Source organism: Acetobacter musti (assembly GCF_011516835.1).
GTDB lineage: Bacteria > Pseudomonadota > Alphaproteobacteria > Acetobacterales > Acetobacteraceae > Acetobacter > Acetobacter musti.
The window spans coordinates 25,944-42,655 of sequence record NZ_WOTB01000013.1; the positions used below are offsets into that span (position 1 = coordinate 25,944).

At 61.5% G+C, this 16,712-nt stretch carries 16 protein-coding genes and 1 riboswitch; of the genes, 6 read left to right on the plus strand and 10 right to left on the minus strand.

Going from position 1 to position 16,712, the window contains the following annotated elements; translation table 11 throughout:
* Entirely contained in the window at nucleotides 1-1,104 is a 1,104-nt protein-coding gene (locus GOB93_RS10945; RefSeq protein WP_173583543.1) for an AI-2E family transporter, read from the minus strand.
* Between the two features lie 273 nt (nucleotides 1,105-1,377).
* Here GOB93_RS10945 and GOB93_RS10950 point away from each other — a divergent pair, with 273 nt between their 5' ends.
* Complete coding sequence (locus GOB93_RS10950; protein WP_173583544.1) at nucleotides 1,378-1,821, plus strand: hypothetical protein; 444 nt, start codon at nucleotides 1,378-1,380, stop codon at nucleotides 1,819-1,821.
* 295 nt (nucleotides 1,822-2,116) lie between these two features.
* On the opposite strand, the gene GOB93_RS10955 is transcribed toward GOB93_RS10950, so the two are convergent.
* From GOB93_RS10955 to GOB93_RS10965, 3 genes are all read right to left on the minus strand, one after another.
* A complete protein-coding gene (locus GOB93_RS10955) occupies nucleotides 2,117-2,263 on the minus strand; it encodes a hypothetical protein (protein ID WP_173583545.1) in 147 nt (48 codons plus the stop codon).
* Between the two features lie 188 nt (nucleotides 2,264-2,451).
* The gene (locus GOB93_RS10960) at nucleotides 2,452-2,853 is read right to left on the minus strand and encodes a cytochrome c3 family protein (RefSeq protein WP_242010708.1); all 402 of its coding nucleotides are present in this window, start codon (nucleotides 2,851-2,853) and stop codon (nucleotides 2,452-2,454) included.
* On the minus strand, nucleotides 2,841-3,545 hold the full coding sequence (locus GOB93_RS10965; RefSeq protein ID WP_173583546.1) for a hypothetical protein: 705 nt from the start codon (nucleotides 3,543-3,545) through the stop codon (nucleotides 2,841-2,843). Before GOB93_RS10965 ends, GOB93_RS10960 begins: the two co-directional genes overlap by 13 nt.
* Nucleotides 3,546-3,782: 237 nt before the next feature.
* Between GOB93_RS10965 and GOB93_RS10970 the strand changes: the two genes are divergently transcribed.
* Complete coding sequence (locus GOB93_RS10970) at nucleotides 3,783-4,295, plus strand: DUF1543 domain-containing protein (protein ID WP_173583547.1); 513 nt, start codon at nucleotides 3,783-3,785, stop codon at nucleotides 4,293-4,295.
* A gap of 10 nt (nucleotides 4,296-4,305) precedes the next feature.
* Here GOB93_RS10970 and GOB93_RS10975 read toward each other — a convergent pair whose 3' ends face one another.
* Entirely contained in the window at nucleotides 4,306-6,204 is a 1,899-nt protein-coding gene (locus GOB93_RS10975; protein ID WP_173583609.1) for an ATP-binding cassette domain-containing protein, read from the minus strand.
* 201 nt (nucleotides 6,205-6,405) lie between these two features.
* Between GOB93_RS10975 and ndk the strand changes: the two genes are divergently transcribed.
* The 4 genes from ndk (at nucleotide 6,406) to GOB93_RS10995 (ending at nucleotide 11,557) form a co-directional block, all read left to right on the plus strand.
* Entirely contained in the window at nucleotides 6,406-6,828 is a 423-nt protein-coding gene (ndk, locus tag GOB93_RS10980) for a nucleoside-diphosphate kinase (protein ID WP_146886168.1), read from the plus strand.
* A 237-nt stretch (nucleotides 6,829-7,065) separates the two neighbouring features.
* A complete protein-coding gene (locus GOB93_RS10985; protein ID WP_173583548.1) occupies nucleotides 7,066-8,595 on the plus strand; it encodes an oligosaccharide flippase family protein in 1,530 nt (509 codons plus the stop codon).
* Between the two features lie 414 nt (nucleotides 8,596-9,009).
* Nucleotides 9,010-9,106: riboswitch (Fluoride riboswitch) on the plus strand.
* A 36-nt stretch (nucleotides 9,107-9,142) separates the two neighbouring features.
* Nucleotides 9,143-10,474 carry a voltage-gated chloride channel family protein gene (locus GOB93_RS10990; RefSeq protein WP_242010710.1) on the plus strand — a complete coding sequence of 444 codons (1,332 nt, stop codon included), beginning with the start codon at nucleotides 9,143-9,145 and terminating at the stop codon, nucleotides 10,472-10,474.
* Between the two features lie 108 nt (nucleotides 10,475-10,582).
* Nucleotides 10,583-11,557 carry a hypothetical protein gene (locus tag GOB93_RS10995; RefSeq protein ID WP_173583549.1) on the plus strand — a complete coding sequence of 325 codons (975 nt, stop codon included), beginning with the start codon at nucleotides 10,583-10,585 and terminating at the stop codon, nucleotides 11,555-11,557.
* Between the two features lie 128 nt (nucleotides 11,558-11,685).
* Here GOB93_RS10995 and GOB93_RS11000 read toward each other — a convergent pair whose 3' ends face one another.
* The 5 genes from GOB93_RS11000 to GOB93_RS11020 form a co-directional block, all read right to left on the minus strand.
* Nucleotides 11,686-12,000 (minus strand): antibiotic biosynthesis monooxygenase family protein, encoded by a 315-nt coding sequence (locus GOB93_RS11000; RefSeq protein ID WP_173583611.1) that lies wholly within the window; start codon nucleotides 11,998-12,000, stop codon nucleotides 11,686-11,688.
* 52 nt (nucleotides 12,001-12,052) lie between these two features.
* Nucleotides 12,053-13,678 carry an NAD-dependent malic enzyme gene (locus GOB93_RS11005; protein WP_173583550.1) on the minus strand — a complete coding sequence of 542 codons (1,626 nt, stop codon included), beginning with the start codon at nucleotides 13,676-13,678 and terminating at the stop codon, nucleotides 12,053-12,055.
* A 209-nt stretch (nucleotides 13,679-13,887) separates the two neighbouring features.
* A complete protein-coding gene (locus GOB93_RS11010; protein ID WP_173583612.1) occupies nucleotides 13,888-14,664 on the minus strand; it encodes an RNA methyltransferase in 777 nt (258 codons plus the stop codon).
* A 10-nt stretch (nucleotides 14,665-14,674) separates the two neighbouring features.
* Nucleotides 14,675-16,039 carry a cysteine--tRNA ligase gene (cysS, locus tag GOB93_RS11015; RefSeq protein ID WP_173583551.1) on the minus strand — a complete coding sequence of 455 codons (1,365 nt, stop codon included), beginning with the start codon at nucleotides 16,037-16,039 and terminating at the stop codon, nucleotides 14,675-14,677.
* A gap of 219 nt (nucleotides 16,040-16,258) precedes the next feature.
* Nucleotides 16,259-16,672 carry a hypothetical protein gene (locus GOB93_RS11020; protein ID WP_173583552.1) on the minus strand — a complete coding sequence of 138 codons (414 nt, stop codon included), beginning with the start codon at nucleotides 16,670-16,672 and terminating at the stop codon, nucleotides 16,259-16,261.
* Nucleotides 16,673-16,712: the final 40 nt, after the last annotated feature.

The following is a 16,712-nucleotide window of genomic DNA, read 5'->3' on the forward strand; positions in this document are numbered from 1 at the left end:
TCAGACACGCTCCTCATCATCCAGCTTCGGCGCCAGCCTGTCGCCCACCGCCAGCAGCATCGCCGTCAGCGGTGAGGCCAGCATCAGCCCCGGAAACCCGAAAATCCCGCCGAAGAACGTCTGCGACAGCACCGTCAGACCCGGCGGCATCTGCACCGCCCGGCGCTGGATCATCGGCGCCAGCACATTCCCTTCGAAAAACTGTACGACACAGTACAGCGCCGCCACCATCGCCGTCTCGCGCAGACCCAGAGACAGCGCGATCAGCATCGTCGGCACCGCTCCCATGATCGCGCCGATATACGGGATAAAGTTACAGAGCGCCGCCAGAAAGCCCAGACTGAACGCCAGCGGTACCCCGATGATCCACAGTCCGATCCCCGAGAGAAGCCCCACAACCGCCATATCCAGCGCCTGACCCGCCACCCACGCCCAGAGCGTCTCGGCGGCGACCAGCATCACCTCACGCCCCTTGCCGCGCCATTTTCCCGGCACCAGCCGCAGAATGCCGTTCGCGTAAATGGACGGCGAGGCCGCGAAATAGATCCCTGCGATCAGCACCACCGCCATCGTACCCAGCGCGCCGAAGGCCGACCCCAGAAACCCCGTCATCGACCCCGCGATCCGCGACCCGAGCGACATCAGCCCCCCCTGGCCCCCGGTCCCGGCCTGGGTGCCCCCAAGCGACGATGGCAGATAATCCAGAAGCACCCGGCCCTGCGGCCACGTCGCCAGCTGATTCCGCAGCGCGACCGCCTGCGTCACCAGGGCATTCTGGAGCTTGGAGGCCTGCGCCACGATGTCCGAGCCGCTCGTCCAGCTGATCCCGACGATCGCGGCGACAAAGACAATGCACACAACCGCCAGCGACCAGCCGTAAGGCAGTCTGGTTTTGCGGTGCAGCAGCCGCGCCAGACCATGCAGAATGACCGCGAACAGCGTGGCCGAAAACACCACCATGATGACGTCGCCGATCAGCCAGACCGACAGCATCACCGCCGCGATCAGAAGCGCCAGACGCAACAGGGAGGCGATGTTCTGCGTGGCCGTCTCGACAGGTGTGGAGACAGCGTCGTGCTCGGCCGGATGCGGATCGGTTGTCATAAAGTCCTGTGGCGCCAAAATAAGAAGAACGAGACCGGAATGGCACCCGCACCGCGGGCAGGCACGCTCGGGCGTCCGTGTAACGCTCTGATGAGCCACAGGTCCTGGGCTCCTGGCGCAATTTTTTCAAGTAGGGAAAGGAAAATCAGCCCGCGCCCCGTGCCAGCGCACCCTTCCGATGATCGATAACATTTCGTCACGGTTCGTATCTCGGCACACCGTCCATCGCCCGCCACACTGTAACGGAAGATCCCGGTTCCCGAAGAGGACTGAATGCGCCGAAAGACCTCCGCCTGCCTGCTTGCTGCAACTCTCATTCTCCTCTCGGCCTGCGAAAAACCAGATCCCGACACCTGCGAAAGAAAACATGGCCGGTCGATGATGGGCCGGGTCGGTCGCGGCCTCGGTATGCTCGGCGGTATGGCCGGGGGCATGGGCGGCGGCGTGGGACAGGGCGTCGGCATGGGCATGCGCGGCCTCTCCACTCTCGCCGGCCTTGCAGACGATGAGGGCGGCTCCGGTGGCGGTCCGGACGGCAGAATGGGGGGAGGAATGGGAGGCGGCTTGCATGGCGGCTCTTCCGGCGACGACCAGAACCGGATGGATAATATCTCTCCCTGCGGCACTGCGCAGAAACATACAGGTCGCATCCTCCCGGATCATGCTCCGGACGAAGAGGTCGATCCCTCGCAGATCCGTTTCAGTGAGGATAAATAACTCCGCTCAGAACTCTGTGCTGACCATCCCGAAATATTCGCGCATGGCACCCAGAGACTGATAATCTCCGCCTGCCGGTAAGCCGCTCTGGCCCATCATCGAAATATATTTCGAGCTGAACGGATTACAGACGTTAAACGTGACCATCACATTCTACATCGCCCGGTGAATACCGCGTCCCGGCATTAGCCAGCCAGTAAGACGGCGCATGTGTGTCGTTGATCACGCTGCAAGGTCATTTCGAGTGGTAATTCACATCGAAACTGACGTTGAACCGTCGCCAGGTATCATTCGCCTACGCCTTGTATCTGACCCGAGGATAGCCGGTCATCTTCGCACCGTGCACATCATGGAAAATCCCGTCGCCATCCATGATGCTGACATTCGATCCATACGTCATGTGATTGTAGCTCACAGAACTGAACAGCGAGAGTCCGCGCATGACACCCTGCGCCAAAGGCCACACCGACACGCCCTTTCGTACTCAGCAATCCCGGTGAAAACAATCCGCCGGAGTGGAATATGAAAACAGCCTCTCAGCAATGGCCTTGCTCCGACGACCGGTTGCTTTACGTACCGCAAACGTGGCCCACGGCGATCCCGCCGCTATCTCCGTTGCAGGACCAGCCGTCAGTGCAGATGTCCGTGCCCCGGACTGCCGGCCTCGCGCACATGGCACGCCCGGCATTCGTGCACGGGACCGGCACGCCGGTTCTGTTCCTGCTGGTTCAGATGACATCCCACACAGAACGCATGGAACTGATCATGAATGACCGATGCCACGGCAGGTGTTGCTTTGTGACAGGCAATGCAGGTTCTGTGCACTGCCGGTGTGACGACCGGTTTCAGAAAGTCATGATGACACGTCACGCAGTTAAATCCGCCATGCGCCCGGTGATGGAACACGAGGGGAATATCCTGTCCGCGAGCGACGGTCATCCGATGCCCGAGCACTGCGGCGCCGAAGAGAAGCACAATTCCCGCCGCCGTCAGAAAAAGCGGCAGAGCGCGTCTTATCCTTACCGCCGCCATAACAGAAATGCCGCTGTCTCTATGGTAGCAGCACAGAAAATGACACCCGCCAGCATTCCGGCCAGATGCCTTGTGTGGATGCGCCGCTTCCACCCCGGCCGGACCGTTACGCGTGCCAGCAGCCACCGTTCGGTCGCCGGCAGAACCAGCGCAACGGCGGCAACGCTTACGCAGGCCCATACCTGCCACGACAGGACGACGTGAACCCGTGTGGTCACGATATGAAATACGGACCCGCCGAGCACCGCCGATGCCAGAATCACATGGGAAATCCGGAAAATTCCCGCCGTGGCAAAGAGCCGTCGCCATACCCTGCGGAATGCCAGCCCCGGCGTGAGCATCGCCAGAAAGGCCGCCAGCGCTCCGAACTGCATCCCCGGTGTGCCGGATGGCCAGAAATCATATAATATCTGCGGATCGGTCACGACGATCGCCCCGATATGAAAGGCAAGGAAGCCGAGAAACAGGGCCGTCAGCCAGCGATGCAGCGACAGAAAGAATTTCCCGTCGAAAAACGGGAAAGGCAGTGGCCGGCCAGTGAACGTAAAAAGCGTCAGCAGAAAAAAGAACGCTCCGAAACCCCCGATCATCGCGACATCCCATGGCAGGGACAGATGAAGATCATCTCGTGCCCTCCAGAAGCTGAGCAGGAAGACGCTGTAAGCGCAAAGCAGCGGAAGGCTGAGAAACATCCGGATAAAAGGCTTTGTTTTCAGCGACACTTACGTCACGATGGTTACGGAAAAGCAATATAATGCCCGGGTCACACCGTCAATCCGGCGAGGGTCGCATCGTTTGCGATAACGACGCAGACAGAGACAGGTTTTCACAGATTTTGTAAGCTGCCCTGTAACCGGAAGACTTCACGGCATGAACCACAGCCAGGCACGCGCGGCTGGTGCCGGATCAGAAAAAAGGATCATCGTCAGATGGATGGAGCCGACGAAAAACTCTTCGTATTTTACCTGGGCGGATCAGTAAAAGGTGGGAATATCGAGGTTCACGATATCCAGTTTGTCGCCGCGCGGAAAGTGGAGGAGGCATACCCGTTTCTGGCCCGCCAGTGGTTCGGGATCAGAGAGTCTCTGCATCTCGACGCCTATGGCATTCTCGACTGGGCGGACGGCCACCGGATCGTGCTGAAACCGGGAAGACCCGCAGGGCGGAAGAAGCTGTTTTTCGTCAATATGGGCGGATACCTTCCCGGCGAACTGCGGGAAGACCATCAGTTCGCATTTTTCGTCGCCGAAACAGTGGAAGATGCAAAGCGGAAAGCCATATCCTCGCTTCTCACCGACTGTATTCACCAGCACAGAGACAACCTCATGGATGTCGATGACTGCATCCTGATCGAAGCCTTCCGGAACAGCTGCGTTCACCTGGAGCCCGCTCCCGAAGGCCGCGCCTTCAGCGCCGCCTGGCAGGGTTACCGGCCGATCTGAAGCGCCCGTCTCATTCGCCACCGCTCGCCTCCTCCAGTTCCCCCTGAGCGGCAAACCAGTCAGCCTCCGCCTTTTCCTCATCTTTCCGCAGTGTCGCAAGTTTTGTCGTCAGCCGCGTCACTTCCTCTGCGCCGCCCTCAACATACAGCCCCGGATCGGCCAGCCTTGCCTCCAGCGTCGCGCATTCGACGCTGAGTTTCGTCACCCGCGTCTCGGCGTCCTTCACCCGCTTGCGCAGCGGCGCCAGCGCCTTGCGTGCCTGCGCCCGCTCCCGGCGATCTTCCTTCCGTCCGGCGGACGTGCCGTCCACCTGCTTTCCGCTCGCAGCACGGGCGGCGGCACGGGACTGCTCGATCAGCCACGCGCGGTATTCCGCCATGTCGCCATCAAACGGCGTGACCCTGCCGTCACCCACCAGCCACAGGCGGTCCGCCACCATTTCCACCAGATGCGGATCATGGCTGATCAGCAACACGGCTCCCTGAAATTCCGACAGCGCCCGCACCAGAGCGTCCTTGGCATCCAGATCAAGATGGTTCGTCGGCTCATCCAGAATCAGCAGCTGCGGCGCATCACGTGTCGCCAGCGCCAGCAACAGCCGCGCTTTCTCACCCCCCGAAAGCTGCGACACCTGTGTCTCAGCCTTCGACGCGTTCAGCCCAAACCGCGCCAGCTGCGAACGCACCTCCGTCGGCGTCGCTTTCGGCAGCGCCCGCGCCATATGCTGAATCGGCGTTTCCTCCATCACCAGCTCTTCCGCCTGATGCTGCGCGAAATATCCGACCTTCAGGCGCGAACTTCGGGCAATCGTCCCTGACATCGGCTCCAGACGTCCCGCTACCAGCTTCGCGAAGGTCGATTTGCCGTTGCCGTTCGCACCCAGCAGCGCAATCCGGTCTTCCATATCCAGCCGCAGCGACAGATCGGACAGAATCACCCGGTCGCCATATCCCGCCGTCACATGCTCCATCGTCAGCATCGGCGGCGGCAGTTCCTGCGGCTCGGGAAACGAGAACTGCGTCGGGGCATCCTCAACGACGCTCTCGATCACCGGCAGTTTCTCCAGCGCCTTGATCCGCGCCTGAGCCTGCCGCGCCTTCGTCGCCTTTGCCCGGAACCGGTCCACAAAGGACTGCATATGCGCCCGCCGCGCCGCGATCTTCTCCGCCGCCCGCGCCTGCTGCAGCGCCTGCTCGGTCCGGATGCGGACAAATTCCTCATACCCGCCCGGAGTCAGCGACAGTTTGCCCCGGTCCAGATGCGCGATCGCATCCACACAGGAATCGAGCAGGCCCCGGTCATGGCTGACGATCAGCGCCGCCCCCGAAAACCGTGACAGCCATCCTTCCAGCCACAGCGTCGCTTCAAGATCGAGATGATTCGTCGGCTCATCGAGCAGCAGCAGATCCGGCTCCAGAAACAGCGCCGTCGCCAGCGCCACACGCATCCGCCAGCCACCGGAAAAGTCGGACACCGGCCGGAGCTGCGCCGCTGCATCGAATCCCAGCCCCGCCAGAATGCTCCCCGCCCGCGCCGGCGCGCTGTCCGCGCCGATAGCCCCCAGCCGCTCGTGAATCTCCGCGATCCGCTGCGGCTCCGTTGCCGTCTCCGCCTCGGTCAGCAGCGCTGCCCGCTCGGTGTCCCCGGCCAGCACCGTGTCGATCAGTGACATGGGACCGGACGGCGCCTCCTGCTTCACCCGCCCCATCCGGGCGCGCGACGACAGCCTGATCTCTCCGCCATCCGGCTGAATATCCCCCGCGATCGCTCCCATCAGGGTCGATTTCCCGGCTCCGTTGCGGCCTATCAGCCCCACTTTGCGCCCCGGCTCGATCGAAAGGTTCGCCTGATCCAGCAACGTGCGGCCGCCAATGCGAAGAGTCAGGTCTGTGATAACAAGAAGGCTCACGAAAGTCTCACTACAGATCGTCCAGAGTTCAGGGTGCGCCGGACCAAGCCGGCGCCGCGCCATCCCGCCATAGCATCCGTCTGCGTAAAGCCCTACCCGTCGCCGCGATAATGCTCTAGATGAGCGCTGCCCGCGGGCCGTCATGATCCGCGACCCGTCCCGGATACCGACCGGGCAGAAACGAGAATGAGGAGCCGACCAATGGCTGTCGAACGCACACTTTCCATCATCAAGCCCGATGCAACGCGCCGCAACCTGACCGGCAAAATCAATGCCGTGTTCGAAGACAATGGCCTGCGCATCGTCGCCCAGAAGCGCGCCCAGCTCAGTCCGGCCCAGGCCGGCGCGTTCTACGCTGTGCACATGGAGCGCCCGTTTTACGGCGATCTGGTCTCTTTCATGACTTCCGGCCCGGTTGTCATCCAGGTTCTCGAAGGCGAGAACGCCGTCGCGAAGAACCGTGAAGTCATGGGCGCCACCGACCCGAAGAAGGCCGACGCCGGCACCATCCGTGCCCAGTTCGCCGAGAGCATCGAAGCCAACTCCGTGCATGGCTCTGACAGCGCCGAGAACGCTGCGAACGAAATCCGCTTCTTCTTCGCAGAGACGGAAATCCTTCCCTAAGCCAACTGCGTCAGGCGCGGGCAGGGAAGGGCGGTCAGCCCCGCTCTTTCCTCCCGCGCAGATCCGGACCGCCTGTTTCCGGTTCCGGATTTTCTCATCTGGCTTTTATCCGATACGGGTGATAGCCATACGGAAAGGACTGTCTGACGGGGCGTCTGTCCTGATACAGCGTAGATGGTCTTTACTGTGTCTGAGGCTGCCCCGGATGCAGCCGCCGACAGCAGGATCTGATTATTCATGACGTCTCCCGCGCCTGGCGCCGTCAAACCCCACCATATTCTGTCCAATACCGCCTGGAACATGCTCGGTCGGGTCGCTCCCGTTCTGGTGGCACTTCTCGTTACCCCGAAACTGATTCACATGATGGGCCTGTCCCGCTGGGGCATCTTCACCATCGCTCTCAGCCTCGTCGGCTCCTTCGGCATCTTCGATCTCGGTCTCGGCCGCGCACTGACACGCGCCATCGCCGACCGGGTCGTTAACGATCCGGATAAGGACTCCGTCGCCGATCTCTCGCTGACCGGCACCGTCATTCTTGGCGGCATAGGAATATTTGGTGGAATCGTGGCCGCTATCGCCGTGCATGTATGGGTGCAGCATGGCCTGAAGGTTCCGCCGGAGCTGGAACACGAGACAAAGCTCGCGCTCTGGGTGCTCTGTGCAACAGCTCCGTTCGTCATGGTCAACGCCGCCATGTGGGGCATTATGACCGCCTATCAGGCATTCCGTGTTGTTAACCTCATCAGTGTTCCCATCTCGGTCATGTATTATCTTGGGCCGCTGCTCGTTCTTCTGGTCTGGAACAGTCTTTTCGGCGTAATGCTCTCGCTCGCAGCCTGTCGGCTGCTGATGACCGCTGTCTATCTGAAGATCTGCCTCGATCTTATGCCGACTCTGAGAACAGCGCGCTTCCGGCCGCATCTCATGAAGCCGCTGCTCCATATCGGCGGATGGATGACCGTCTCCAATCTTGCCTTTCCGATCCTCGTGTATTTCGATCGTTTCATGATCGCCAGCATCGTCTCGGTCGCCGCCACGGCGTTCTATACGACGCCTCTCGATGTCGTCAGTCGCTTCTCAATTCTCACCAATGCCGTCGCGGGCTCGGCATATCCCGCTTTTTCGGCGTCCTGGCGAACTGATATTCCTGTTACAGTCGAACTGTTCCGGACCAGTGTGCTGACCATGTGCGCGCTTATGTTTCCGGTGTGTTTCGTCGCATCCCTGTTCAGCCAGACCTTCCTGACACTCTGGATTGATCCTCTTTTCGCCGCGAACAGCACCCTGATCATGAAACTGCTTTGCCTGGGCGTTTTCGCCGGGGCGCTCGATACGATCTGCGCGGGATTTCTCGACGCGATCGGCCGCCCCGATACCAGCGCAAAGCTGTCTCTTGGAGAACTCTGCCTCTATCTGCCCGTGCTGTTCCTGTTCCTGAAGCTTTTCGGTATCATTGGCGCCGCTATCGCCTGGGCTCTCCGCTGCATGATCGATGTTCATATCAGGGCGCTGATCTGTGTGACTCTCTATCGTCCCCTGAGTGACGGCATCATCCGCACATTACCCGTCGTTATCGCCGCGTTCGCATGTCTGACCCTGGCGCTGGTCAATATCCCCGTCATGTTTGGCGTCGCGGCCGCCGTCACGGTTCCGGTATTCTTTTATGCCCTGCTATGGTTCGGCTGCATGAACGTGCATGAGCGCACCGCCTTCAAAACCGTGCTGGCCAGGTTGACCGGACGTCTGACACACCCGAAACCAGTCTGACAAATCCGGTCTGGCAGAAACGGCCTTCATCCCAGCTGAGAGACTGAGTGGTGGAGCGCTCCTCCCTTATGATGTCCCGCTCAGCCCGGCGCTTCTTCCGGGAACAAACTTCGCTGGCAGGCAACAGCACCCGTTGCCTGCCCGGCCGTGCCGGCAAGAAGTCAGCATAGAGCCGGTTGTCCACCGGCGCGGAACGCCTTCCCGTATCGGGGAAAGCAGCGCCACTCTGATCAAAGCTCCTATGCCGGTATGAGCCGTCAGCCCAATATCATATTCGCCACGCTCAGATCCCGATAACCGGTCCCGGCAAGAGGTTATGACGCGAGACATATTCCCGGACAATCCGCAAAAACGGACGCCAGAAATGGCAGACCGTACATCCGTTGACAGCACCACATAACCCGGTCTGTAATCCGTTTGCACGGCAATGGATTCTGCCTGACCTCTGAGCGTGGATCTCCACGTACAGGTCGAACCGCTCCGCAAAGGAGCTGATGATTCCTGACAGAACCGCTTCTCCGGAAGCATGATGGCAGGAGTCCGCCCGATGGCCACATGGCAGTATTCCTTTCGGCATGTCGCCCGCGTCACCGGAACGTCAGCCCGCTGGGGCATCATTCTCATCCCCATGGCCGCCTGCGTCGGAAGCCTCTGCGCCCTGTTCCTCTGGCTGCTCGACGTCATCACCGGTTTCCGCTTCGATCATCCCGCCATCCTCTTAGGCCTCCCGTTCGCCGGCATGGCCGTCGCCGCCCTCTACCAGCACATCGGCGGCCGCTCGGAAGGTGGCAATAACCTCATCATCGACCAGATCCATGAACCTGGCGGCGGTGTCCCCCTCCGCATGGCGCCGCTCGTCCTCTTCGGCACCGTCATCAGCCACCTCTTCGGCGCCTCCGTCGGTCGGGAAGGGACCGCCGTGCAGATAGGCGGCAGCCTCGCCAGCGGCTTCGCACAACTCTTCCGCCTCGATACCCGCTCCACGCGCCTTCTGCTTACCGCCGGAATCGCCGCCGGCTTCGGCGCCGTGTTCGGAACTCCCGTCGCAGGCGCTGTCTTCGGCCTCGAAGTCCTTACGCTTGGCTGCCTGGACTACGCTGCTCTCCTTCCCGTCGCCGTCGCTTCCATCGTCGCCGACTGGACCTGTCATGCCTGGGGTATCCGTCACACCGCCTATCATGTTGGTTTCCGCGGCATCCCGGCGGCGGACGGCTCCATCTTTCACGTCAGCGCCCTGCTGCTCTGCAAGGTCAGCCTCGCCGCGATCTGCTTCGGTCTCGCCAGCCGCCTCTTCGCTGAAAGCACTCACCGGCTCAGCACCGCCTTTCGCACATTCTGCCCGCAGGCCTGGCTCCGTCCCGCCATCGGGGGAGTCCTGACCATCCTGCTCGTATGGATCACCGGCACCCGCGACTATCTTGGTCTCGGCGTCGTCAGCCCGGACCCCGCCGGCGTTTCCATCGTGAATTTCTTCGGCAGCACTCATTATTACCCCTGGGCCTGGGTTCTGAAACTGCTCTTCACGGTCATCGTGCTCGCCTGCGGCTATAAAGGCGGTGAAGTCACTCCGCTCTTCTTCATCGGCTCCGGTCTCGGCAATGCCCTGGCCCCGGTCCTCCACGTTCCCGCTGATCTCCTCGCCGGCGTCGGCTTCGTCGCCGTCTTCGCCGGCGCCGCCAACACGCCGCTGGCCTGTACCTTCATGGCCGTCGAACTCTTCGGCGCGGCAGACGTGATCTATTACGCAGCCGGCTGTTTCATTGCCTATCTCTGCTCCGGCCACACCGGCATCTACCTGTCACAGCGCATAGGCACCCCGAAGACCCTGCTGCCACAGCTGAAACCGGGCATACGTCTGCGGGAACTTCCACGGTCTTAGCGGAACCCTGGCCGGTATAGCGAGAGATCATGTCGAAGTTATTTGCGAACGACTCTTAATTGCAATAATAGAAAGGCCAGCGTCCATTTCGCAGGAGCGGCTTCAGTCATGACCACATCAACAGGCTTCACCGCCAGCTGGCATCTCGAACGGTCACGCCCGGCCGACATCCTCGCCTATGCCGATCCGTTCTTCCCCTTCATCGGACAGATCAACAAACTGGTCGCCCGGTTTCAGGGTGTGCAGTTCCTGTGCACGCACGGCACGCCACCGGAGGAACTGACCGCACTCCGCAATACGCTCGCCTTTCATATCGTGAAAATGTCACGCTGGTGGAATTTCGACTTCTGCCCGCGTGGTGTTCTGGAACTTTCCGGCCCCGTCTTCATGGATTACGTAAAGGCGCATCTCGAACAGTCATGCGACGACGAAACGCTGTACGACGTCTTCACCCTGCAGCGTTACATGCGGGCAGGCGATGTCGATCACATCGTCATCCTCGGCCGTGATGAGGCGCCAGGTCAGGACTCCACGCTCTACGGCGTTGACGGGCAGAGACGGTTCCGCTTCGCATCCGGCACCGAAAAACGTGGCTTCGCCTGGCGCGGGACGCAATATCCGGACTTTCCCGCAATGTGGCTCGCCGCGCGTCACGAGAAAGCCGACAGAGAAAACGATGCCGGCTCCGCATGCGATATGCGGCTGGCCCAGGCCGAACACAGACTGGCCAGTATCTGGCATCAGCGCTATTTCCACGCGACCTGCGAGCGCAACACCGTGCAGCGCTATGCCGAAGCCTGCATGCAGCTCAGCCATTTTCACAGTGCCTTCGGACGGATCGAGGGAGAGTCGATCATCAACAGCCTCGCATTCCGCATCGTGCGGCTGGCCGTCCACGCCCGCCGGTCGGTCGCGGATCTCCTGACTGGCAATCCCGAAACCCGCATGGACGATTTCTCCGCCAGCACCGTCGAGCAGCGCGCGAGGACGCATGTCTTTACCTGCGCCGATGAAACACGTCAGGCCGCACTCACCGCGATCGTCGACTGCGTCGGAAATTATCGCCCGAGACGCTGCTGCTGAACCCCGATGCCAGACACATCCCGATAACAGGGCTGGCAGAACCCGGAAAAAAGAAGCCGCCCCGACGGGCCACTCCATACCACCGGATGGTCCGAAACCAGACCGGCAGGGGCGCGGAGTTCATCCACTCAGAGAGTCACGTCCTGAAGGACCTCGAACCCCTCAAAAACCGGCGGTCCAGCCGTCAGCGCCCGTCCTTCCCCGGCATGCGCATGCGCGGCGCGGAACTGTTCCGACTGCGTCCAGTCCCGGAACGCCTCGAATGACTCCCACACGGTATGGGACGCATAAAGCGTATATTCCTCATGCTTTGGTCCTTTCAGAAACTGAAAGGATACGAATCCGGGAACGGTTTTCAGCAGAACGTCGCGATCCAGCCACCGGCGCCGAAACGCGTTCTCATTATCCGGATGCACCCTGAAACGGTTCATCGCGATATACATCGTCATTCTCTTTCCCTCCGCTTGGAAACGCGCCTTATACAAGCCTCGCCGCTCAGTAATCCGGGTCGTAAGTCAGTCCCTCGATCCACGCCCGGATATCCGCCGGACGCTCCACTCCGGCCATTCCATGATCGAAGATAAACTCCGCCAGGCGCACCGCCGAGGTAATCGCCACCTCAATGATATGCGTCTGCGGCGGAAACAGTCGCCCGCGCTCCAGCGCCACTACATCCACCTGATCCGCCAGTGCCAGCGCCGCCTCAATGATCAGCGCATCCGTGACGATCTTCGGCCGCGTCGCATGCAGCGCCAGCCCCAGCGCGGGGAAAATATAGAAGTTGTTCGCCTGGCCCGGATAGAACGTCCTGCCATTCAGCTCCACATTCGGAAACTGCTCGCCCCCCGCGAAAAGCGCCCGCCCGTCAGACCACTGATAAGCCTGCTCCGCCGTGCATTCCGCATTCGCCCTTGGCAGCGACAGAGAGAAGATGACCGGCCGCTCGTTCAGCCGCGCCATTTCAGCCACGATCTCCTGACTGAACGCCCCGCCGGACGTCGAAACACCGATCAGCACCGAGGCATTCACCCGCCGGATCGTCTTCAGCAGATCTTTCGTCGGCTCGGCCGGATGCGCGAACCGCTTCTGCTCCTCCGAAAGATCCGTGCGTGACGGCTCAATCAGGCCGTTCACGTCCAGAAGCGTAATACGCGAACAGGCCTCCTCCTCGCTCAGCCCCTCCGCCTTCATCGCCGTGACCAGCAGATCCGAAATTCCCAGCCCCGAAGACCCCGCGCCAAGAAAGACGAAGCGCTGTTCGGAGAGTTTCTCTTCCTTCACCTTAAGAGCAGTAATCAGACCCGCCAGCGTCACCGCCGCCGTGCCCTGAATATCATCGTTATAACAGAGCACCCGGTCGCGATATTTCGCGAGATAACGCAGCGCATCCGTGCCTTTCCAGTCCTCGAAATGCAGACAGCAGCCCGGAAACACTTCCTGAACCGCCACGATAAATTCCTCCACGAACTCATCGAGCTCTTCGATGGATGGCGGCTCCCGGCGCAGACCGAGATAAAGCGGATCAGCCCGCAGCGCCGCATTCGTCGTGCCGATATCAAGCTGGACCGGCAGCAGCGAGCGGGGAGGGACCGAACCGCAGACAGTATAAAGCTGGAGTTTCCCGATCGGGATTCCCATTCCGTTCACCCCGATATCCCCGAGACCGAGAATACGCCCGCCCGTCGTCACACAGATCGTCCGGACATCACGCTCCGGCCAGTTCCGCAGAACCTCGGCAATCCGTCCCTTCATCTCCAGGGTGATGTACATCCCGCGCGGACGCCGGTACAGATGGCTGAACATCCTGCAGGCCTGCGCCAGTGTCGGCGCATAGATGATCGGCACGAATGTCGCGGGATCGGATCGCAGCACCTTGTAGAAAAGGGTCTCGTTCCGGTCGACGAGAGAGTTCAGATAGATATAGCGCTCCAGATCGTTCGGCTTGGCCTCCAGATGCCGGAATGTCCGCTCGATCTGCCGCTCCAGCGTCTCGACACGCGGCGGCAGAAGTCCCTCCAGCCCGTAAGCCTTCCGCTCCTCCGCAGTATAGGCCGTGCCATGGTTGAGTTCGGCGTCGTTCAGCAGCGCCATGCCGCGCAGCGAGGATTTCTGAGAAGACATCAGAGGCACACTCCTGGTTCTTCCCGCCGACAGGGCGGCGGGCGCCATGTGGTTGAACAGCAGAACCTTTGTATGCCTGTCCGGGCACTCTGCGAACCGCTTCAGGCTTTCACATTTTCAGACAGAATAAATGTGATTTCAGAAAAGCCCGGCCAAAGGACGAAGAACGCCCCGGAATCGGGGACACCCTGAAATCACGCCCCGCCGGCTCAGCCCTGACGGATTTTCCGCCCGTGCGACAGCTCCGTGACCACCCCGTGGAGGGTCCGCAGCTCCTGCTCCGTCACCTCGCCGCGCGTGAAAAAATGCCGCAGATTTCTCACCATGCCCGGCTTCTTCTGCTCGTTCCGCAGAAAGCCGCACTCATCCAGCTCCGCCAGCAGATGCCGCATGAAATTCTCAAGCTCACCCTTCGTCGCAACGTGAGTCTCATTGGTCATCAGCTCACGGGACGGGGTCTCATCCTCCGTCAGCCACCACTCATAGGCCATGACCATCACGGCCTGCGCCAGATTCAGCGACATGAAACCAGGATTCAGCGGATACCGGATCAGCCCGTCCGCCCGCGCCATATCCTCATTGTCCAGCCCCGTCCGCTCCGGCCCGAACAGCAGCCCGACCCGCAACCCCCGCCGCGTCGCCGCCCGCAGCTCCGCCGCCCCACCCCGCGCCGTCAGAACCTGTTTGACGATATGCCGGGGCCGGGGACACGTGGCATACACATGATGCAGGTCCGCCACGGCATCATCCACCGTATCGAAAACTTCAATGGCCTCCAGAATCCGGTCCGCTCCGGACGCCGTCCGCCAGGCCCGGTCCTGCGGCCAGCCATCACGCGGCGCGACCAGACGCAGATGGAACAGCCCGCCATTGGCCATCGCCCGCGCCGTGGTGCCGATATTCTCCGCCATCTGCGGCCGCACGAGAATCACGACCGGACTGTTCCCGATCGGCTCCAGCGGCGCTCCGCCGTCCTTGCCAGTCATGATGAGCGCCTCACGCTCGTCTCCAGGTCGTGCCGCCGGCTCCGTCTTCCAGAGTGACGCCCCGATCCGTGAGCTGTGCTCTGATCTCGTCGGCACGGACGAAATCCTTCGCCTTGCGGGCGGCAAGACGCTCAGCGATCAGCGCTTCGATCTCCGCTTCCGACGGACCATCAGCCGCCGTACCACCCCGGAACCAGGCTGCGGGCTCCTGAGTGAGCAGGCCAAGCATCTCGCCCGCGACCTTCAGATCCGCCGCCGCGTCCTGGTCTCCGGCCAGAGCCGCCGTCGCCAGAACATGCATCTCCGCAATGGCTTTCGGCGTGTTCAGATCGTCGCACAGCGCATCAAGAAAAGCCTGCGGAACGGAACGACCGGAAACATCGGGCGGCCCGGCAGTCTCCAGAGCCCGATAGAAACGGTCCATGGTTTTGCGGGCTTCATCCAGTCCGGACCAGGTAAAATTGAGCACCGAACGATACTGCGCGCTCATCAGCAACAGCCGCAGCGCCTCCACCGGCCCTTTATCCAGCACATCGGACAGCGTGTAGAAATTGCCGAGCGATTTCGACATCTTCTCGCCCTCGACGAGAAGCATCGCATTGTGCAGCCAGTAATTCGCGAATTTCCCGTGCGGAAAACAGCACAGGCTCTGCGCCCGCTCATTTTCATGATGCGGAAACAGCAGGTCCGACCCGCCGCCATGAATGTCGAAACTTTCCCCCAGATAACGATGCGCCATCGCCGAGCATTCGATGTGCCAGCCCGGCCGCCCGCGACCCCATGGCGAAACCCAGCCCGGCTGCTCCGGCGTGGACGGCTTCCAGAGCACGAAATCCCCCGGATCGCGCTTGTAAGGCGCCACTTCCACCCGCGCTCCGGCCACCAGCTCGTCCGGATCGCGCCCCGACAGCGCGCCATAAGACGCAAAGGACGCCACGGCGAAAAGCACATGCCCTTCCGCCTCATAGGCGTGGCCCTGCTTAATCAGCCGGGCAATCATCGCCTGCATCTCGCCGATATTATGCGTCGCCCGCGGCTCGATATCCGGCGGCACCATGTTCATCGCCGCCAGACCGGCATGAAACTCCGCCGTCGTCCGCGCCGTCAGACTCCCGATATCCTCGCCATTCGCCGCCGCCCGCGCCGTGATCTTGTCATCGACATCGGTAATGTTCCGCACAAAAGTCACGCGCGGATAAAGCTGCCGCAACAGACGGATCAGAATATCCGCCGTCAGCATCGCCCGCAGATTGCCGATATGCGGCACATCATAGACAGTCGGACCACAGTAATAGACGCGCACATGCCCCGGATCGAGCGGCTCGAACGGAACGGTCGCCCGCCGCTGGCTGTCATGGAGCTGAAACTGGCTCATCGTATGCTGTTCTCTGTCGTCTGCGTAAGGAACAATGCGGCTCTCGCCCGCGATCCGTGACCGGCGCCACGGCAGCGAACATGCCTCCGACGGAAGTCAGAAACCCGTCACCACGGAACCACAACGAAATCGCGCCTGCGTGGATGCCCCGGCAGCCCCGCGAACGCAACTCCCCGTCTGGTGAAGGTCAGCAGACGGCAGAACCGTAACAGCCTCCGCTCAGCGCGGCGCTACCCAGCCATTTCCGGTGGAATCGCCCAGCGTCCCCGTCCCGGTCGGGCCGGAATCCTGATAGGATGACCCGAAACGGGACAGATTCGCGCCCGTGACCGAATCCCGTGTCACATGCTCTTCATGATCCGGGTCCGGGCCATGATCGATATCCATGGACGGCGCCTCCTGATACCCCGGCGGCAGTGAACGCCGCCCCCGAACATGCAGATGCTCATGCTGGCGGGACTGAACACCGGTCGTAACGGATGAGCCGGCATCCTGTTGCGTCGGGTCGCCATTCGTCATCTCCGCCCCGGCCAGCGGATCATTCGGAGCCGCGCACGCCACTCCGGCCATGGGGCCGGCGGACAGCGCGAAAGCCAGAGCGACACCGGCGCTGAAACGGGGGAAAGCAACCATCAGAACCACTCTCTGCGTAAAAGGACGCCTCCGGAAAAAG